The sequence below is a fragment of the Halomarina rubra genome, from assembly GCF_023699475.1.
In the GTDB taxonomy this organism is placed as follows: domain Archaea; phylum Halobacteriota; class Halobacteria; order Halobacteriales; family Haloarculaceae; genus Halomarina; species Halomarina rubra.
On sequence record NZ_JALXFV010000008.1, the window covers coordinates 674,836 to 692,022 of the forward strand.

The following is a 17,187-nucleotide window of genomic DNA, read 5'->3' on the forward strand; positions in this document are numbered from 1 at the left end:
GCCCCCCGTGACGCTTCGAGCACGATGCAGGACGACGCAGCCGTTCGGTACGGAGGTCGACCGTGGTAACGCTCACGAGTCCGTTCGTGCTCATCATGGTCGCGTACTTCCTCCTGACCGTCGGCATCGCCTACTGGTCGGGCCGGAACAGCGACGCGACGTACACCGAGTTCACCCTGGCAGGACGGAACCTCTCGTTCCCGGTGTACATGATGACGTACTTCGCGACGTTCACCGGCGGGGGGCTCACCATGGGTATCGCCCAACAGGCGTTCCTCTCGGGTATCAGCGCCCAGTGGTACGCGATGGCTCAGGGTCTCGCCTGGATGTCGGTGACCGTGCTCGTCGGCTTTCTCTACGCGTTCGACGTCGTGAGCGTCCCCGAACTACTCGGCCGGGCGTTCGGCGACCGAACGAAGTACTTCGCCGCGCTGTTCACCGTCGTCGGGCAGGTGGCGCTGACCGCCGGTCAGACCATCGGGATGGCGTCGGTCATCTCCGTCTCGCTCGACGTGCCCCTCCAACTGGCGTTCTGGGCGAGCACGCTCGTGTTCGTCGGCATCACCGTCTACGGCGGGATGCACTCCGTGGCGTGGGCCGACACGCTCCACGGGAGCATCGTCATCGTCGGGATGTTCCTCGCGGTCCCCATCGCGCTCTCGAACGCCGGTGGGTGGGGGGCGGTGACCACGGGCCTCCCCGAAGGTCACATGAACTGGTTCGGCGTCGGCCTCGTCCAGATCGGGTCGTGGTACCTGATGTACCTCACCGTCGCGGGCGCACAACAGCAGATGCTCCAGCGGACGTGGTCGGCGAAGTCCAAACGTGTCGCCGTCGCCGGGACGTTCCTCGCTGGCGCGGTCATAACGGGCTACGGCGTTCTCACCGCCGCGAGCGGCATGATAGCGAGTTCGCAGGGTGCGGACATCGAGTCCTCGATGGCGTTCGCGTGGACGCTGAAGAACACGCTCCCGCCCGCACTGGGTGGGCTGTTGCTCGCGGCGGCCGTCGGAGCCATCATGAGCGGGGCGGACTCGTTCCTGCTCGCGGGCGCGACGACGTTCGTCAACGACCTCTACATCCCCGCACGCGGTGGCCGGGAGGGTCTGTCGGAGGCCCACCTGGTTCGGACGGTGCGCGTGACCATCCTCGTGTTCGGTATCGGGGCGGCGCTCATCGCGCTCAGCGGCATCCGCATCATCACCATCAACACGCTCGGAATGGGCATCATGTCGGTGCTGTTCGCGGGTATCGTCTCGCTGCTGTGGAGTGGCACCCGTCGGGCCGCCGGACTCCCCGCGTTCGTCGTCGGTGGTCTCGTCTTCGTCGTCTGGCAGTTCCTCCTCGGCGAACCGACGCTGTTCGGCGAGGGGACGATGGAGTCGGCCGTCCCCGCGACGGCGGCGGCGCTGGTGACCTTGGTGGTTCTCAGTCTCGTCGGGAACGGCGAACGAGTCGACGTCGGTGCGGTCCGGTCGGGGACCACCGACGGTCCGGAGGTGAGTCGGCCGGTCGAGTCTCCGGGCGACGACTGAGTCCGGACGCAGCACCTGCTCACGGTGACCGAGAGTAGTGGTGAAACGATAGCCGGGCGGCCGACGGCGTGGCCGCTCGGGGGTCGAAACGGTCGGAGAACGTGTCGATTACTCGTCGTACATCGGCCCGACGTCCGGGAGGCCGGAGCGACGACGAGCGAGCGACCGGAGGGTTCGCTGCATCTCGCCGTAGTCGGGCATCCGAGCCTCGGTGGCGGGACTCATCGGTCCGCCTCCGTGCGCGCGTCGGTTGCCTGCCGGCGATGGGCGTCGGCCGTGGTGATGACGTTCGATGCCATATTATCTCAGCACAACGGTAGGATGGGTCTTTGTTATGCCTGCATGTGCAACACGGTAGTCGGCAACTAACGGGCGTCTCCGTACGAAAACGTGAAGATTCGTGTCAGTCCGCGGTGGCCGGTTCGCGGTGGCTGACCTCGTCGCCGAGCAGGTCCATGAACGCGGCCAGCCACTCGGCGTGGTCGGGCCACGCCTGACCGGTGACGAGGTTGCGGTCGGTCGTCACCTCGTCGACCCACGAGCAGCCAGCGGCCTCGCACTCCGCCGCCACGGCGGGGTAGGAGGTCATCTCGTAGCCGTCGAGCACGCCCGCGGCCGCGAGTATCTGCGGGCCGTGACAGAGCGCCGCGACCGGCTTCTCCGCCTCGAAGAAGTGTCGGACGTACTCCAGCACGCCGTCGTAGGTGCGGAGGTACTCCGGTGCGCGCCCGCCCGGAACGACCAACGCGTCGTAGTCCGCCGGGTCGACGTCGTCGAACGTCGCGTTGAGCGTGAAGTCGTGGCCGCGCGTCTCGAGGTACGTCTGGTCGCCCCGGAAGTCGTGGACTGCAGTTTTACAGGTGTCTCCCTCCGCTTTGTCGGGGCAGACCGCGTCGACCTCGTGGCCGACCATCTGGAGCGCCTGGAACGGGACCATGATCTCGAGGTCCTCCCCGAAATCACCGACGATCATGAGTATCTTCTTTCCAGTCATAGTGGACCGCGCGCCGGGTGGCGCACGGGGTGTCCTTGTCCCTTGGTACCGATAACGCTAGTTCTCGGGAACGGACAGGTCGTGTCACCGAGCAAACTGTCCCTGGAGCCGATACGTTTAAGAACACCCGAACCTGTCGTGTGGGCGTATGGCACGACCGGCCGCTCTGGAGGTGACGACGGGGTGACGACAACGGTGTCCGTCCGCCCGTACGTTCGACCGCTGGGGCTGTCGGTCGTCGGTCTCCACGCGACGTTCGCCACCCTCGGTGCGGTGGCCGCCGAGTCGGTGGTGTCGGTGGGCGCGCTGGCGCTCACGCTGACGCTCGCCGGAGCGGTCGGCCTCCACGCCCGCGGGTGTGGTCCGCTCGTCCCGACGGTGCTCGGGGCGGGCTACACGCTCGCGGCGCTCGCGGCGCTCGCCGTCGCGGTGCCCCTGGGCGTGCTCGGGCCGGTCCCGACCGACGCGTTCGCGTCGCTGCCGTGGCGGACCATCGCCTCCATCGTGTTCTTCGCACTGTTCGCGGGTGCGCCGTGTCTGGCGCTCGCGGCGCTGTCGCTGGCGGGTATCAGACCACAAAAGACGGTGCCGTTGGACGTCGAGTGACGCTCAGTCGTCGGACGCTGGCTCCTCGTCGAGCAGCGAGTCCGCGTCGGGCTCTCCGCCGAGTAGCTCGTCGAAGTCCGGCTCCTCCTCGGATTCGAGCGATTCGAGTTCGCGGTCGTACAGGTCCTCGCGGAGCTGGTGTTGTTTGCCGCGCCCCTTGCGCTCACGACCACGTTTCGTGTCTGGCATGCCCTGCCATACCTCGCCTGGCGTCTTGAAGCTTGTCCTTATGCGACCGGTTACCACGGCAGTTCGTGTCGCTCGGCCGGCGTGACGCGTCCGTGACGCAACCGGTTTGAGCGGCGCTTCCCTAGCCGGGAGCAGTGTCAGACGAGTCGCCAACGCTGTCGCTCGATGAGTTCCAGGCCGCCCTCCAAGACCTCGGCCGCTCGGTCGTCACCGCGAGTCAGGTGGCCCGCGTGCTGGAGTGTTCGCAGGCAGAGGCCAGCGAGCGTCTCCGGGCGCTCGCGGAGGCCGGCAGCATCGGAAGCGCCGACGTCTCCGGGGACCCCGTCGTCTGGTATCCGATCGACCTCGACGCGTTCGCCTCCCGCGAACACCGCATCCTCTTTCCCGAACGCCGGGAGGTCGTCGTCGAACACCCCCGCCAGTTCACCCGCGCCCAACTCGCGCAGTTCGCCCACCTCGTCGACTCCTCGGGCGACGCCTACATCTACCGCATCCGCGAAGAGGACGTCTGGCAAGCGCCCTACGACCACCTCGAGGACCTCCTCCGGACCATCCACGACGTGCTCCCCGAACGTTCGCCGCACCTCGACGAGTGGATAGAGCGCCAGTGGAGTCGTGCGCACAAGTTCACACTCGCGACCCACGAGGACGGCTATACGGTGCTCAGAGCGGCCAGCGACGACCTGATGGGCAACGTCGCGCTTCAGAAGCTCGACCAGGGCGAGCACGTCCGCGCGCCCATCACCGACTCGGAGGTGTGGGTCGTCGCCGAGCGCGTCGGCGAGATAAAACGCATCCTCTACGACGCGGGCTACCCCGTGCAGGACGACCGGGAACTGGAGTCGGGTGAACCGCTCGACATCGACGTGACCCTCGACCTGCGGGAGTACCAGCAGTCCTGGGTCGACCGCTTCGAGACCGCGAACTCCGGCGTGTTCGTCGGGCCACCGGGCAGCGGGAAGACCGTCGCCGCGATGGGCGCGATGGCCGCCGTCGGCGGCGAGACGCTGATTCTCGTCCCCTCGCGTGACCTCGCGGGGCAGTGGCACGACGAACTGCTGATGAACACGAACCTCACCCCCGAGCAGGTCGGCGAGTACCACGGCGGCGAGAAGAACATCCGGCCGGTCACCGTCGCGACCTACCAGACCGCGGGGATGGACCGGCACCGCTCGCTGTTCGACGACCGCGAGTGGGGGCTCATCGTCTACGACGAGGTCCACCACGTTCCCTCGAACGTGTTCCGGCGGAGCGCCGACCTCCAGGCCAAACACCGCCTCGGGCTGAGCGCGACCCCCATCCGCGAGGACGACCGCGAGGCCGACATCTTCACGCTCATCGGACCACCAATCGGCACCGACTGGGCGGCGCTGTTCGACGCGGGGTTCGTCGCCGAACCCGAAGTCGAAATCCGCTACGTCCCGTGGGCCGACGACTACGCGCGCAACGAGTACGTCTCCAGCCACGGCCACGAACGGCGACAGGCCGCCGCCCAGAACCCGGCGAAGGTAGCGGCCGTCCGCACGCTGCTCGAAGAACACGCCGGGGCGAAGGTGCTGGTGTTCGCCGACTATCTCGACCAGGGTGAGGCGCTCTCGGCGGCGCTCGACGTTCCGTTCGTCTCCGGCGAGATGCGCCACAGTCGCCGACAGGTGTTGTTCGACGAGTTCCGGAACGACCGTCGGGACGTGCTCATCATCTCCCGGGTCGGCGACGAGGGCATCGACCTGCCGAACGCAGAGGTCGCCATCGTCGCCTCGGGACTGGGCGGGTCACGTAGACAGGGCGCACAACGCGCGGGCCGGACGATGCGGCCCGTCGGGAGCGCGCTGATGTACGTACTGGCGACGCGGGGGACGAGCGAGGAGGACTTCGCACGCCAGCAGTTGCGTCACCTCGCTGGGAAGGGCATCCGGGTCACCGAACGCGACGCCCCGCAGGTCGAACCGGTCGTCGAGGAACCGAACGAGGACGGTGGTGCCGCAGAGGACGGGGACGACGCGAGCGACGAGGCGGACGGAGAGAGCGCGAACGACAGTGGCGTGGACGGCGACACCGACGAGTCGGTGAGCGACGCTACCGACCGCGACGACTGACCCTCAGAACGGGTAGTCGCGCGGTTCGTGCTGGACGGATATCCACTTCGTCTCGGTCAGCTCTTCGAGGACGTGTTCGCCGTTGAAGCGACCGATACCCGACGCCCCCATCCCGCCGAACGGGACGTGTGGCTCGTCGTTGACCGGCATGTCGTTGACGTGCATCATCCCGTGGTCGATACGGTCGGCGACGCCCTCCGCAGCCTCTCTATCGCCGAACACCGACCCCGACAGGCCGTACTCGGTTGCGTTGGCGAGTTCGACGGCCTCCTCCTCGTCGGAGAACGGAATCACGGGCGCGACCGGCCCGAAGTGCTCGTTACAGGCGGCGCTCATCTCGTTCGTGGCGTCGGAGAGCACCGTCGGCAGGACGAACAGTCCGTTCGAGTCGCCGAGGTCGCCCTCCAACTCGCCGACCCGCTCGGACGTCCCCTCGAAGTCGTCGGGGCCGACGGCGAATCCTCCAGTTTCGAGGGTCGCGCCCGCCTCGACGGTCTCTTCGACGAACTCCAACATCTGGTCGCGCTGGGACTCGTTGATTATCGGGCCGACGACCGTCGACTCGTCGGTCGGGTCGCCGAGCGGCAGGTTCCGGGCCTTCTCGGCGAGCTTCTCGACGTACTCCTCGTAGTGGTCCTCGTGGACGAGGTGGCGGTTGATGGAGATGCAGATCTGGCCCTGATGGAGGAAGCTGCCGAACGCGCCGGCGTCGACCGCCTGGTCGACGTCCGCGCTCTCCAGGACGACGTGGGGGCCGTTGCCGCCGAGTTCCATCGACGGCAGCGCGAAGTTCCCGGCGGCGGTGGCGGCGACCTGCGACCCCACCTGCGACGACCCGGTGAACGAGACGACGCTGGCGGCGTCGTGGCCCGCCACGCGGTCACCGATGTCCGAGCCACGACCGGTGACGACCGTCAGCAGACCCTCGGGGAGACCGGCGTCCTCGAAGATGCGCGCGAGCAACAGGCCGCCCGTGATGGGCGTGTCCGAGGCCGGCTTGAGGACGACGGCGTTGCCCACCGCCAGCGCGGGCGCGACGGCGCGCATCGAGAGGTGGAACGGGAAGTTCCACGGCGAGATGACCGAGACGACGCCGACGGGTTCGCGCTTGACGACGTGCTCCTTGTTCGGGACGAACGAGTCCTTGTTGTCCCCGCCCATCCGCGTCGGGAACGAGGCGGCCTCCTGCATCATCCCGACGGCCGTCTGGAGTTCGGACTCGGCTTTGATTCGCGTGCTCCCGGACTCGGTGGCGAGGAGGTCGAGAATCTGCTCGCGGTGCTCTTGGACGGTCTGGATGGCGTTCTGGACAACTCGCTGGCGTTTCGCGGGAGTCGTCTCGGCCCACTCCCGTTGGGCCTCCTGTGCGACCTCGAACGCCTCGTCGACGTCCTCGGTCGTCCCGGCGGGGACCTCGGAGACGGGAGTCTCCGTCGCGGGGTTCTCGACGGTGATGGTGTCGCGGTCGCCCGCGTCACGTACGCCGTCGAGGTACAGCACGTTCCAGTCGCCGTGCGGTTCGTAGCGGTCGGCTCGCTGGGTCTGCTGTGCCATACCGATGGTAGGGGTTCGACGGTAAAGGGACCAGCCGAAGGCCACGGACTTGCCGCCACCGACCGGTGGTGACAGACACCGATTCGAGATGGTTCGACCGGTGATAAGATACTTGAGAACGTGTCACCAACGCTACCGTATGCGAGAGACCGTCGTCGCTTCGGCCGCCCTCTTCATCGCGTTCCTGCTCCTCACGATGCCGTTTCTCGGGACCGAGGCGCTGTATCTCGCTCTCCTCGGTGCGTTCGTTCCACAGGTCCTCCGCGTCGTGCGAGGCGATTCGTGGAGCTCTCCGTACGGGTCGAACGACGAGTCCGGCCCCACGAGTATCTGGGACAGCGTCCCGAGGGAGCAGTACACGGGTCGGTTCGCGGAAGCCGGCGGCATCACTCGGCAGGAACAGGAACAGGCCCTCGACGACATCGAACAGCAGGCTCAGGTTGAAGAACGGCACGAACCGTACGGCAGGTAGGACGCCCAGTCACGCGTCTGCGGCACGCACGCGCTCTCTCGCTGCTGAATCGCGGACCGAACGGACGAACCGAGGCCGCCTCGTTCCGAACGGTGGGTCGACGGCAGGTGGGGCCCTCCTCGACACTCAGAGGTCGCCCGACTCGGCCAACTCGCGAATCTCGTCGGCCCGGTCGTGTATCTCGCGGCGCTCGTCGTCGTCCTTGCCGTCCCAGTGGCCGTACACCGGGCCGATGCGGTAGTTGTTCCGCAGGTCGTCCTCGTGGCGACCGAGGAAGTCCCAGTACAGCGCGTTGAACGGGCAGGCGTTCTCGCCGGTCGTCTCGGTCTTCGCGTACGCACAGTCCGAGCAGTAGTCGCTCATCCTGTCGACGTAGTTCGCCGAGGAGGCGTACGGTTTCGTCGTCAGCACGTCGGTGCCGAACACGCCCATCCCGACGACGTTCGGCGTCGTCACCCAGTGGTAGGCGTCGACGTAGGCGGCGTGGAACCACTCGTTGACCTGCGCAGGTTCGACCCCGTAGGTGAGCGCGAAGTTCGACAGCAGCATCAGCCGCGGGATGTGGTGGGTGTAGCCGCGCTCGCGGACGCTCCCGACCACGTCGGAGAGACAGTGCATCTCTGTCTCGCTGGTCCAGTAGAACTCGGGCAGGTCGTGGGGCGCGTCGAGGAGATTGGCCGTCGCCATCTCGGGCATCTCCCGGCGGTACGTCTGACGCATGAACTCCCGCCAGCCGATAAGCTGGCGGACGAACCCCTCGACGCTGTTGAGCGGGACGTCGTCGCGCTCGCGGTACGTCTCGATGGCCGCCTCGACGACCTCCCGAGGGTGGAGGAGACCGAGGTTGATGGCCGGCGAGAGCAGGAGGTGGTTGAGCGACCACTCGCCGTCGAGCATCGCGTCCTGGTAGGGGCCGAACCCAGCGAGACGGTGTTCACAGAAGTCTGCCAGAGCGTCGAGCGCCTGCGCGCGGGTGACCGGCCAGAAGAACGGCTCGGGGTCGGCCCACGCACCGCCCTTCACGGTGGTGTCGTAGCCACCGTCGAACGTCTCCTCGACCCACTCGACGGTCTCCCGAGTGAGTTCGTCCGGGTCGAAGCGCGGCGGGTCGGGGAACTCCTTCTCGGGGTCGGCGGCCTCCTGATTCTGGTCGTCGAGGTTCCACTCGCCGCCCTCGGGGTCGTCACCGTCCATCAGATAGCCGGTCTCGCGGCGCTGCCAGCGGTAGAACGCCTCGTGTCTGTAGTTCGTCCCCTCCCCTCCGGACCCCTCGCCGTCGAACCACTCGTCGAAGGCGTCGGGCGTGACGAGAAAGAGGTCGTTCTCGACGACGTCGAGCGCACCGCCGGCGTCCTCGACGATGGACCGGAGTCGCTCGGCCCCCCGATAGCTCGGCGGGTCCATGACGACCAGTTCGTCGTCGGGGTGGTCCTCGAAGTGTGCCTCGATGGCCGCCGCGAACGTCTCGACCTGGTGGTAGTGGACGGTGTGTCCCGTCTCCCGGAGGTCGTCGCGGAACTGGCGCATCGCGGCGAACACGAGCGCGAGTTTGTGTGGGTGGTAGGCGTGGCGCGTCGCGAACGCGGTCGCCTCGACCATCAGCACGTCGGACGTCCCGTCGGCTATCGGTCCGTGGTCGCGGGTCAACTGGTCGCCGAGGACGAGGACGGTCATCGCCGAGCCTCGCACTGGTCGCCGACGGAGGCGACGGCCGGAATCGACATGGCTGAGCTACGGGTGAGCGACACAAAGCCGTTGACCGCCCGGCACCGTTCACCGCCTCGGGCCGCCCGGTGTGCACACTCGACGGCTTTCGGCGACCGAGAGAACGGGGAGAGGTGGGCGGTTCAGGCGTGGTGTTCGACGACCGACCGGACCTCGTCGGCGAGTCGCCCGACGTCGGTGTGAGTGACGCTGAACCGCTCGTAGCGTTCGTCCGTGTCGGTCATCTCCGCGAGGAGACCGCCGCGTCGGTCGACCTCCATCAGCACGTCGAGACCGCCGTCGGTGGGCGTGGCGACGACCTCCAGTTCGTCGAACGACCCCGCGAACGGGCCGCTACGCGGGCGGAACTCGAACTCCTGCGCGAACCGCTGGGAGAACATCCCGCCGGTCGCCTCACAGGAGGACTTGTAGAAGCCGAAGCCGAGCTCTTCGAGCGCGTCGAACAGCGCGTCGAGGTGTGTTCCGGGCTGAACCTCGACGTGGTCGCGGTCGTCCGGGTCGAGCGCGCCCTTCACGTCGAGGCCGGTGTCGAGCCAGACCTGCGTCTTGCCCATCGTGACTGGCGTCTCGCGCGGGACGTCGAAGCTCACGTCGACGGTGCGCTCCTCCTCGGCGTCGAGGGTGAACGGGTCGGTGACGCGCTTGCGCGAGAGGGTCGTCGTCGAGTAGCCCTCGTCGTCACGGTAGCGCGTCTTCAGCGCGAAGTAGATGGCGTCGATGTCCTGGGACGTCGAGCCGCCGTGCATCTCGACCTGTGCGTCGACGGTCTCACCCTGTGTGAGGGTGGTCGTGGGGAGGACTGTGTCGACCGTGGCCGCACCGATGCCGACGCGAGCGAGGATTCGCTTCATGCGTTCGAAGTGGGTGCGTGTCCCGTTGTAAACTTTCAGGTGTAGCTGTGCGTGTGCGTCTCGCCGACGACACACGACCCACAGCGGCCCCGCGTCAGGGGCCGCTCAGGTCCGGTCGACGAACGCCAGTATCTCCTCGGCGATCTCCTCGCCGGCGTCCTCCTGCAGGAAGTGCATCGCCCCCTCGACCCAGACGTCGGGTTGCTCGTCTGCCGAGCCGATGAGACCACGCAGCGGGTCGCGGGCGGGCTTCGTGATGGGGTCCGAGTCGGCGAACAGCACGAACGCGGGTTTCTCCCACTCCTTCAGCTTCTCGCGGGCGGCGGCGGTCTTCTCGCCCTCGCCGGCATCACCGCCGTCGGTCCGAGGGACCATGTCGGGCCAGGCGTACGCGCCGGCCTTGCTCGCCTCGTCGGGGTACGGCGCTTCGTAGGCCGCAAGCTCCTCGTCGCTGAGTTCGGTCGCCGTCGCGTTCTGGATGAGCATCCCGATGGGTAACTCCTCGACGCGCTCGACGAAGTTCCGGAAGTCGTACCACTCGTCGGCCATCTCGGTGTCGTACGTCGGGACGAACGTGTTCATCGCGACCAAGCGGGCGAACCGGTCGGGTTCGTGCGCGGCGTAGGTCAGCCCGACGATGCCACCCCAGTCCTGGCAGACGAGGGTGACGTTCTGGAGGTCCAGTTTCTCGACGAACTCCGCGAGCGTCTCGTAGTGCAGGTCGAAGCTGTAGTCCTCGCGGTCGGTCAGCTTCTCCGAGCGACCGAACCCGACGAAGTCGGGGACGACGACCCGGCCGCGCTCGGCGAGCGTCGGAATCATCTTGCGGTACAGGTAGCCCCACGTCGGTTCGCCGTGGAGACAGAGGAACGTCTCCGTCCCTTCCCCCTCGTCTACGTACGCCATCTCGATGCCGTCGCCGGACTCCGTCCGGCTTCCAGCGGCGCTTCGCGCCTCACTGTCACCGACGGTGACGCTGTGGCGCTCGTAGTCGAAGTCGGGCAGATCGGTGAACCTGTCGGCCGGTGTGCTGGTTCGTCCCATGGTCGGGCGTCGTCCCGGCGGGGCAAGGCCGTTGCGGCGGGGTTTATACCGCTCGCGCGGCGAGCGTGTGCATGGAGGAAGCGGACGAGTCGGTGGAGTTCGAGTTCTACGCGACCCTTCGTGACGCCGTCGGCGAGCGGTCGCTGACCAGGGCGGTTCCGGAGGGGACGACCGTCGCAGAGGCGCTCGGAACGCTCGGCGAGGAGTTCCCGTCGTTGCGCCCGCTGTTGTTCGACGGCGACGGTCGACTCCGCCCGCACGTGTCGGTGCTGGTCGACGGTGAACGCGTCGACGGTGACCGGTCTCTCGACGGCGGTGAGACGGTCGGTGCCGCGCCAGCCGTCGCCGGTGGGAGCGCCCCGGCGACCGAGTGTCGCGGACGCGAGGTGGCACGGTGAAGGCCATCAGTCTCGGCAACCGAGCGTTCGAGGGGCTGAACAACGCCTATCTGCTGGAGGGTGCGGTGACGACGCTCGTGGACACGGGCATCGCCACTCCCGACACCGAGTCGGACCTGCGGTCGGGACTGGCCGACGCGGGCTACGAGTTCGCCGACGTCGACCAGGTCCTCGTCACTCACTTCCACGCCGACCACGCCGGGTTGGCGGGAGCGGTCCGAGCGGCGGGCGACGCGACGGTCCGCGTCCACGAGGCCGACGCGCCGCTGGTCGCTCGCGACCCAGACGCCCTGGCCGCGATGGAGGACGAACAGCGCGCCCGCCTCGACCGATGGGGGATGCCCGAGGACGCCCAGTCCGAACTGCTCGGCTTTCTCGACGGGAGCGACGGCATCGGTGGCGACCCGACGGACGTGGCCACCTTCGAAGACGGCGACCGGTTCGACGCCGGCGACCGGACGCTCGAGGCCGTCCACCTGCCCGGTCACAGCGCCGGTCTCTGTGGGTTCGCGTTCGACAGCGACTACGCGGGGCTGTCGGCGGACGGCCGAGAGCTGTTCTCCGGCGACGCGCTGTTGCCCTACTACACGCCCAACGTCGGCGGCGCTGACGTCCGGGTCGACCGGCCGCTCGCGAGCTACCTCGACACGCTGACGCGTATCGCCGAGGGCCAGTACGCCCGCGCGTGGCCCGGCCACCGCGGTCCCATCGTCGACCCGGCCGGTCGCGCCCGCGACATCGCGGTTCACCACCGCGAGCGCACCGGTCGCGTACTCTCGGTGCTCGACGAGCACGGCCCCGCCGACGCGTGGACGGTCAGCGCCCACCTGTTCGGTGACCTCTCGTCGATTCACATCCTGCACGGCCCCGGCGAGGCGTCGGCACACCTCGACCACCTGACGGAGGGCGGCGTCCTCACCACCACCGAGAACTCCCCCGTCGAGTACGAACTGACGGGCGACGCGAGCGCGGCGGCGGTCGACGACCTGTTCCCCCCGCTCGCGACCGACCCGTAGGTCGGTCGTCTGGACTCTCGACTAACGACTCCGACTCGGTATCTCGCGAGCGTCCGCGACGGTGTCGTCGTCGATTTCCACACCGAACACGACACCGTGGTCGCCGCTGTAAACCGTCGGTAGTGGAAGATGCCCGGCGTCGCCGGTCGTCGCGGTACCGTCCGTCGGTCGGTGGAGTTCGGGCGACGACGCAGAAGAGGGCACTCCCGGGACGGTACAGACCGGCGCGCGCCGGTTCGGGGTCGTTTCGACGGGTCAGACGCGGCGCGACTCCCAGTCGCGTGCGGCCGCGACGACTAGCAGGAGGCCGACGAACGCCAGGACGAGCCACGCCCCGACCCCGGAGTCGAGGACGTCGATAGCCGCGTCGAGCAGGTTCACGTCGACGATGCGGCCGACGGCGAACAGGAGCAACACCAGACCGAGCACCGCGACGACGGCGCGGACGAGCGCCTCGCCGAACCAGGACGCGACCCGCGCGGACGTGCTCCGTCGCGTAGGCTCCTGAGTGGGGTGGCTCTCGGGGTCGGTCTCTCGAACGCGCCGCTCCTCGGTCGTGTATTCACGAGTCATGGAGACTGTAACGCGTTCCGAGGAGATGAAGCTAGCACCTGGGGAGTCGTCGTCCATCTCCGGACCCGCACGCGTCGTTGTCGGCCTCACTTCGAATAGAACTTCGAGGGCGTGACGGGACTCCCGCGAGCGGAGCGAGTGGGAGTCAGTCACGGTCCTCGACGGGTCGTTCGCTACGCTCCCGACACCGTCTACGGGCGTGACGGGATTCGAACCTCGGTCGGACGTGCTCGCTTCGCTGCGCGCGACCTCCCTGCTTCGAACCCGCACGCGTCGCTGTTGGCCTCACTTCGTTCGGCACAACAGCGGGCGTGGCGGGATTCGAACCCGCGATCTAGAGGTTAGGAACCTCTCGCCCTATCCGCTAGGCCACACGCCCTTCGTCACCCCGGAGAAGGGCAGAGAGAAAATCAGTTCTGCTTCTCGGTCTCGACGGTCTCCTCGGTCGCGGACGACGTCGAGTCGGAGTCGATGGTGGACGACTGGGTCTCGGCGCTCTCGACGTTCTCGGCGTTCTCGGCGCCCTTGCCCTGCATCTCGGCGAGCTCCTGTTCGACCTCCTCGCGTCCCTTCTTGAACTCGCCCATCGCCTGCCCCGACGAGCGAGCCAGTTTCGGCAGTTTGTTCGCACCGAACAGCAGGACGATGATGAGTAGCACGACGAAGACTTCGATGCCACCGGGGATGCCCGGGAACAGCGGTACCAGGGTTGCCATGTCTACCGTCACTTACCAACTCCCGACTATAGGCCTTTTGCTAGCCGAGAGGGTCGATTATATGCCGCCGTCGGCCCATTCTCGACTCGATGCAGGTCGGAGACACCGCACCGGAGTTCACGGCACCGCTCGCGACGGGCGAGGACATCGACTCGTTCACGCTCTCGGAGGCGCTCGAGGACGGCCCCGTCGTCCTCGCGTTCTTCCCCGGCGCGTTCACGAGCGTCTGTTCCCACGAACTGGCGACGTTCAGAGACCGCCTCTCGGAGTTCGAAGACGACGGTGCACGACTCTACGGCGTCAGCGTCGACTCCCCGTTCGCGCTCAACGCGTTCCACGACGAACTCGGGCTCAACTTCCCGCTCATCAGCGACGCGAACCACCGCCTCGTTCACGAGTACGACGTGGCGATGGACTTCGCGGAACTCGGCGTCGAGAACGTCGCCAAACGGGCGGTGTTCGTCGTCGACGAAGACCGGACCATCGACTACGCGTGGGTGAGCGACGACCCCGGCGTCGAACCCCAGTACGACGAGGTCAGTGCGGTCGTCGCCGACGACTGAATATATATCTCCGAAGGGATTTTTGTACCGCCGCTCGGAGGGGGCCGTATGCAACGCGAAGACGAGCGTGGGAACGGCGGTCGAACGTACGACCCCGACGCCGAACACGCATTCCCCGACGAGCGGCTGAACGAGGTGCTCCGGTTCGTCGACGAGGACGAGGAGATTCAGGCGTACCTCGACGCCCAGAACGTCAACCCGGTCGACCGGAAAGGGTACAACGACCACGGCCGCAAACACATCAGCATCGTCCGGAACCGCGCACTCTGTCTGTACGACCTGCTCAAGGCCGGTCACGTCGAGTTCAACGGCGCGAGCCAGCAGGGCCTCGACGAGGCCGACGAGGCCGTCATCGTCGCGCTCGCCGCCCAACTCCACGACATCGGCCACGTCGTCCACCGCAGCGAACACGCCTACTACTCGATTCCGCTCGCGGCGGACGTGCTCGACCGCATCCTCCCCGAGCTCGGCTACGACGTCGGTGACACCGTGCGTGTCAAAGGCGAGGTGCTCCACGCCATCCTCTGTCACCACACCGAGGAGCGTCCACTCACGCGCGAGGCCGGGGTCCTCCGCGTCGCCGACGCGCTGGACATGGAGCGCGGTCGCTCGCGAATCCCCTACGAGAAGGGTGGTCGGGGCATCAACACGCTCTCCTCGCGGGCCATCCGGCAGGTCACGCTCCGGGAGGGCGACGAACGCCCCGTCCTCGTCGAGATAGAGATGACCGACGCCGCGGGCGTCTACCAGGTCGACGAACTGCTGAAGTCGAAGCTCGAAGACTCGCTCATCGACGAGGAGATCCGCATCGTGGCTATCAACAGCCACGGCGACGGCGAGCAGTTGCTCGAACGCATCGAACTGTAAACCTCCGCCCGGCGGGGCCGGTCGCACCACCGACCGTGTCTCCCCACGCCCCCTGTCGACGACCCTCTATCACGGTCTTTCCTCCCGTCTTCGTCCGGTTTTCGGGGATTTAACCGTCTCCGCTCCTACGTCCGGACCACCGTGGCTGGTGGCTCGCTCGGCGTGCTCAGAGACCGCGAGTTCCTCGCACTCTCGGGGACCGCGTTCGCTCGCGCACAGGCGTACTCGACCATCGCGATAGCGCTGGGGCTGTACGCCGACATGCTCGGGACGACGAGCACCATCGAGGGCCTGTTCGCCACCTGTTTCGCGCTCGCGCAGTTCGTCATCGTCCTTCCACTCGGTCGGAAGATAGACACGGGCAACGCCAAGCGGTACCTGCTCGCTGGCCTCCTGCTCAACGTCGCCGTCTTCGTCGGGTTCTGGATGGTCGATTCGGTCACCGACATCCTCCTAGTCCGGGTCGTCCAGGGACTCGGCGCGTCGCTGCTGTGGATAACTGGGTCGACCGTCGTCGGCGAGATCTCTCCCGACGGCGAACGCGGCCAGTGGCTCGGGACGTACAACCAGGTCGGGGCGTTCTCATCGTTCGCCGGCGACCTCGTCGGGGGCTACATGCTCGCGACGTACGACTTCGGCGTCACCTACGCCGTCCTCGCGGGCGTCACCGTCGTCGCCACCGTCCTCCTCTACGCGTGGCTCCGGGACAACCCCGGCGGGAAGTCCGACCCCGAGGCGGTTTCCGGTCGCGAGACGCTCGAACGGCTGCTCGGACGGACGCCCATCCGCGCGCTCGTCGTCTTCCGGTTCGGCCTGAGCTTCGGGAAGATGTGCGTCATCCTCTTCTTGCCCATCTACGCCATCAAGACGCTCGGCATCTCCTCACTGTACGTCGGCGGTATCCTCGCCGGCGGGAAACTGACGAAGGCGCTCACGCAGGGGTACGTCGGCGGGCTGACCGACCGGGTCGGCTCGAAACACCTGTTCGTCTTCGTCGGTGCGGTGCTGTACGCCGTCGGGACGCTCGCCATCCCGCTTGCGGGCGTCGCCGACCAGTACATCTCGGCGGTGACGGTCGCCGGCTACACGTTCGTCCCCGGATTCGTCGTCTTGTTCGGCGCGTACGGCATCTGCGGAGTCGCCGACTCCATCCGCCTGCCAGCGAGCATGGCACTGTTCGTCGAGGAGGGCGAGCAGTTCGACGCCGTCGCCGCGAGCATGTCGCTGCGCTCTATCGCGTGGAAGGTCGGACAGATAACCGGGCCGCTCATCGTCGGTGTCGTCTGGGACGCGACGGACGTGTTCACCGCCTTCGCCGTCGCCGCCGCGACCATCGTCGTCTCGGCGTTCGTGTTCATCGGCATCTACGCCGTCGACGACCCGGTGCCCGACGTCGTCGACGAGGACCTCACGGACCTCACCCCGGGCGGCGACCCTTCCGAAGAGGCGGCCGACGACGACTGACGCAGCAGCCCCTGGCGGGTGCGCTCAGAGCGTCTCGTAGTCGAACGTCCGGGCCACCTTCGCGAGGTCGTTCAGCGTCTCCTCGTCCTCGTCGAGGTTCTGCTTGAGCAGGTCCATCGCCCCGTCGTCGCCGCGTTCGGACGCCAGCGCGACGAGACTCTCGTAGGCCGACTGCTCGTAGCGTTCGGTCTTCATCGCCGTCACGACGTTGTAGTAGTCGTGGATGGCCCCCGGTTCGTTGTCGGCGGCGAACGACTCCCACTCGGTCAGCAGTCCCTCGATACCCTGACACTCCTCGGTCTGCGGTGCTCGGCCGGTCCGCTCGAACACTTCGACGAGGCGTTCGATGTGGTCCCCGGTCTCCTCGACGTGGGACTCGAAGAACGCCGTGAGGTCCTCGTCGCTCGAGACCGACGCCATCCGCTCGTACGCTTCGGTGAGCTGGTGTTCGGCGAAGTAGACGTCCTCCAGTTCGTGCTCGAACAGCGCATCGATATCTGTGATCGCCATGACGGACCGGTCGA

General features: G+C 67.4%; 18 protein-coding genes and 1 tRNA gene. 9 read left to right on the top strand and 10 right to left on the bottom strand.

Annotated elements, in window-relative coordinates:
* Positions 1–62: 62 nt before the first annotated feature.
* Positions 63–1,535, top strand: coding sequence for a sodium:solute symporter family protein (locus M1L36_RS18500; RefSeq protein ID WP_250875217.1), 1,473 nt, complete (start codon positions 63–65; stop codon positions 1,533–1,535).
* Positions 1,536–1,938: 403 nt separating this feature from the next.
* Here the strand turns inward: M1L36_RS18500 and M1L36_RS18505 are convergent, their stop codons facing one another.
* Positions 1,939–2,529 (bottom strand): DJ-1/PfpI family protein, encoded by a 591-nt coding sequence (locus M1L36_RS18505; protein WP_250875218.1) that lies wholly within the window; start codon positions 2,527–2,529, stop codon positions 1,939–1,941.
* Between the two features lie 183 nt (positions 2,530–2,712).
* Between M1L36_RS18505 and M1L36_RS18510 the strand changes: the two genes are divergently transcribed.
* Entirely contained in the window at positions 2,713–3,135 is a 423-nt protein-coding gene (locus M1L36_RS18510; RefSeq protein WP_250875219.1) for a hypothetical protein, read from the top strand.
* 3 nt (positions 3,136–3,138) lie between these two features.
* Here the strand turns inward: M1L36_RS18510 and M1L36_RS18515 are convergent, their stop codons facing one another.
* On the bottom strand, positions 3,139–3,324 hold the full coding sequence (locus M1L36_RS18515) for a hypothetical protein (RefSeq protein WP_250875220.1): 186 nt from the start codon (positions 3,322–3,324) through the stop codon (positions 3,139–3,141).
* A gap of 134 nt (positions 3,325–3,458) precedes the next feature.
* Between M1L36_RS18515 and M1L36_RS18520 the strand changes: the two genes are divergently transcribed.
* Positions 3,459–5,420, top strand: a complete 1,962-nt coding sequence (locus M1L36_RS18520) for a DEAD/DEAH box helicase (protein ID WP_250875221.1) — start codon at positions 3,459–3,461, stop codon at positions 5,418–5,420.
* A gap of 3 nt (positions 5,421–5,423) precedes the next feature.
* Here M1L36_RS18520 and M1L36_RS18525 read toward each other — a convergent pair whose 3' ends face one another.
* Positions 5,424–6,974: an aldehyde dehydrogenase family protein gene (locus tag M1L36_RS18525; protein ID WP_250875222.1), complete on the bottom strand. Its 1,551-nt coding sequence runs from the start codon at positions 6,972–6,974 to the stop codon at positions 5,424–5,426.
* A gap of 139 nt (positions 6,975–7,113) precedes the next feature.
* On the opposite strand from M1L36_RS18525, the gene M1L36_RS18530 reads away from it, so the two are divergent.
* Positions 7,114–7,446, top strand: coding sequence for a hypothetical protein (locus M1L36_RS18530; RefSeq protein ID WP_250875223.1), 333 nt, complete (start codon positions 7,114–7,116; stop codon positions 7,444–7,446).
* A gap of 126 nt (positions 7,447–7,572) precedes the next feature.
* Here the strand turns inward: M1L36_RS18530 and M1L36_RS18535 are convergent, their stop codons facing one another.
* From M1L36_RS18535 to M1L36_RS18545, 3 genes are all read right to left on the bottom strand, one after another.
* Positions 7,573–9,120: a cryptochrome/photolyase family protein gene (locus tag M1L36_RS18535; protein ID WP_250875224.1), complete on the bottom strand. Its 1,548-nt coding sequence runs from the start codon at positions 9,118–9,120 to the stop codon at positions 7,573–7,575.
* A gap of 173 nt (positions 9,121–9,293) precedes the next feature.
* On the bottom strand, positions 9,294–10,022 hold the full coding sequence (locus tag M1L36_RS18540; RefSeq protein WP_250875225.1) for a sporulation protein: 729 nt from the start codon (positions 10,020–10,022) through the stop codon (positions 9,294–9,296).
* A gap of 105 nt (positions 10,023–10,127) precedes the next feature.
* Positions 10,128–11,066: a haloalkane dehalogenase gene (locus M1L36_RS18545; protein ID WP_250875226.1), complete on the bottom strand. Its 939-nt coding sequence runs from the start codon at positions 11,064–11,066 to the stop codon at positions 10,128–10,130.
* Positions 11,067–11,137: 71 nt separating this feature from the next.
* On the opposite strand from M1L36_RS18545, the gene M1L36_RS18550 reads away from it, so the two are divergent.
* Together M1L36_RS18550 and M1L36_RS18555 are read left to right on the top strand one after the other, a co-directional pair.
* The gene (locus M1L36_RS18550) at positions 11,138–11,464 is read left to right on the top strand and encodes a ubiquitin-like small modifier protein 1 (RefSeq protein ID WP_250875227.1); all 327 of its coding nucleotides are present in this window, start codon (positions 11,138–11,140) and stop codon (positions 11,462–11,464) included.
* The gene (locus M1L36_RS18555) at positions 11,461–12,480 is read left to right on the top strand and encodes an MBL fold metallo-hydrolase (protein ID WP_250875228.1); all 1,020 of its coding nucleotides are present in this window, start codon (positions 11,461–11,463) and stop codon (positions 12,478–12,480) included. Before M1L36_RS18550 ends, M1L36_RS18555 begins: the two co-directional genes overlap by 4 nt.
* A 255-nt stretch (positions 12,481–12,735) precedes the next feature.
* Here the strand turns inward: M1L36_RS18555 and M1L36_RS18560 are convergent, their stop codons facing one another.
* The 3 genes from M1L36_RS18560 to M1L36_RS18570 all read right to left on the bottom strand — a co-directional run bounded on the left by M1L36_RS18560 (position 12,736) and on the right by M1L36_RS18570 (position 13,769).
* The gene (locus tag M1L36_RS18560; RefSeq protein WP_250875229.1) at positions 12,736–13,053 is read right to left on the bottom strand and encodes a hypothetical protein; all 318 of its coding nucleotides are present in this window, start codon (positions 13,051–13,053) and stop codon (positions 12,736–12,738) included.
* A 306-nt stretch (positions 13,054–13,359) separates the two neighbouring features.
* Positions 13,360–13,432, bottom strand: a tRNA-Arg gene (locus M1L36_RS18565).
* Between the two features lie 31 nt (positions 13,433–13,463).
* A complete protein-coding gene (locus tag M1L36_RS18570; protein WP_250875230.1) occupies positions 13,464–13,769 on the bottom strand; it encodes a twin-arginine translocase TatA/TatE family subunit in 306 nt (101 codons plus the stop codon).
* A gap of 89 nt (positions 13,770–13,858) precedes the next feature.
* Between M1L36_RS18570 and M1L36_RS18575 the strand changes: the two genes are divergently transcribed.
* The 3 genes from M1L36_RS18575 (at position 13,859) to M1L36_RS18585 (ending at position 16,663) form a co-directional block, all read left to right on the top strand.
* Positions 13,859–14,332, top strand: a complete 474-nt coding sequence (locus M1L36_RS18575) for a redoxin domain-containing protein (protein ID WP_250875231.1) — start codon at positions 13,859–13,861, stop codon at positions 14,330–14,332.
* Between the two features lie 48 nt (positions 14,333–14,380).
* Entirely contained in the window at positions 14,381–15,199 is an 819-nt protein-coding gene (locus tag M1L36_RS18580; protein ID WP_250875232.1) for an HD domain-containing protein, read from the top strand.
* Positions 15,200–15,340: 141 nt separating this feature from the next.
* A complete protein-coding gene (locus M1L36_RS18585; RefSeq protein WP_250875233.1) occupies positions 15,341–16,663 on the top strand; it encodes an MFS transporter in 1,323 nt (440 codons plus the stop codon).
* Positions 16,664–16,687: 24 nt separating this feature from the next.
* Here M1L36_RS18585 and M1L36_RS18590 read toward each other — a convergent pair whose 3' ends face one another.
* Entirely contained in the window at positions 16,688–17,173 is a 486-nt protein-coding gene (locus M1L36_RS18590) for a YciE/YciF ferroxidase family protein (protein WP_250875234.1), read from the bottom strand.
* Positions 17,174–17,187: the final 14 nt, after the last annotated feature.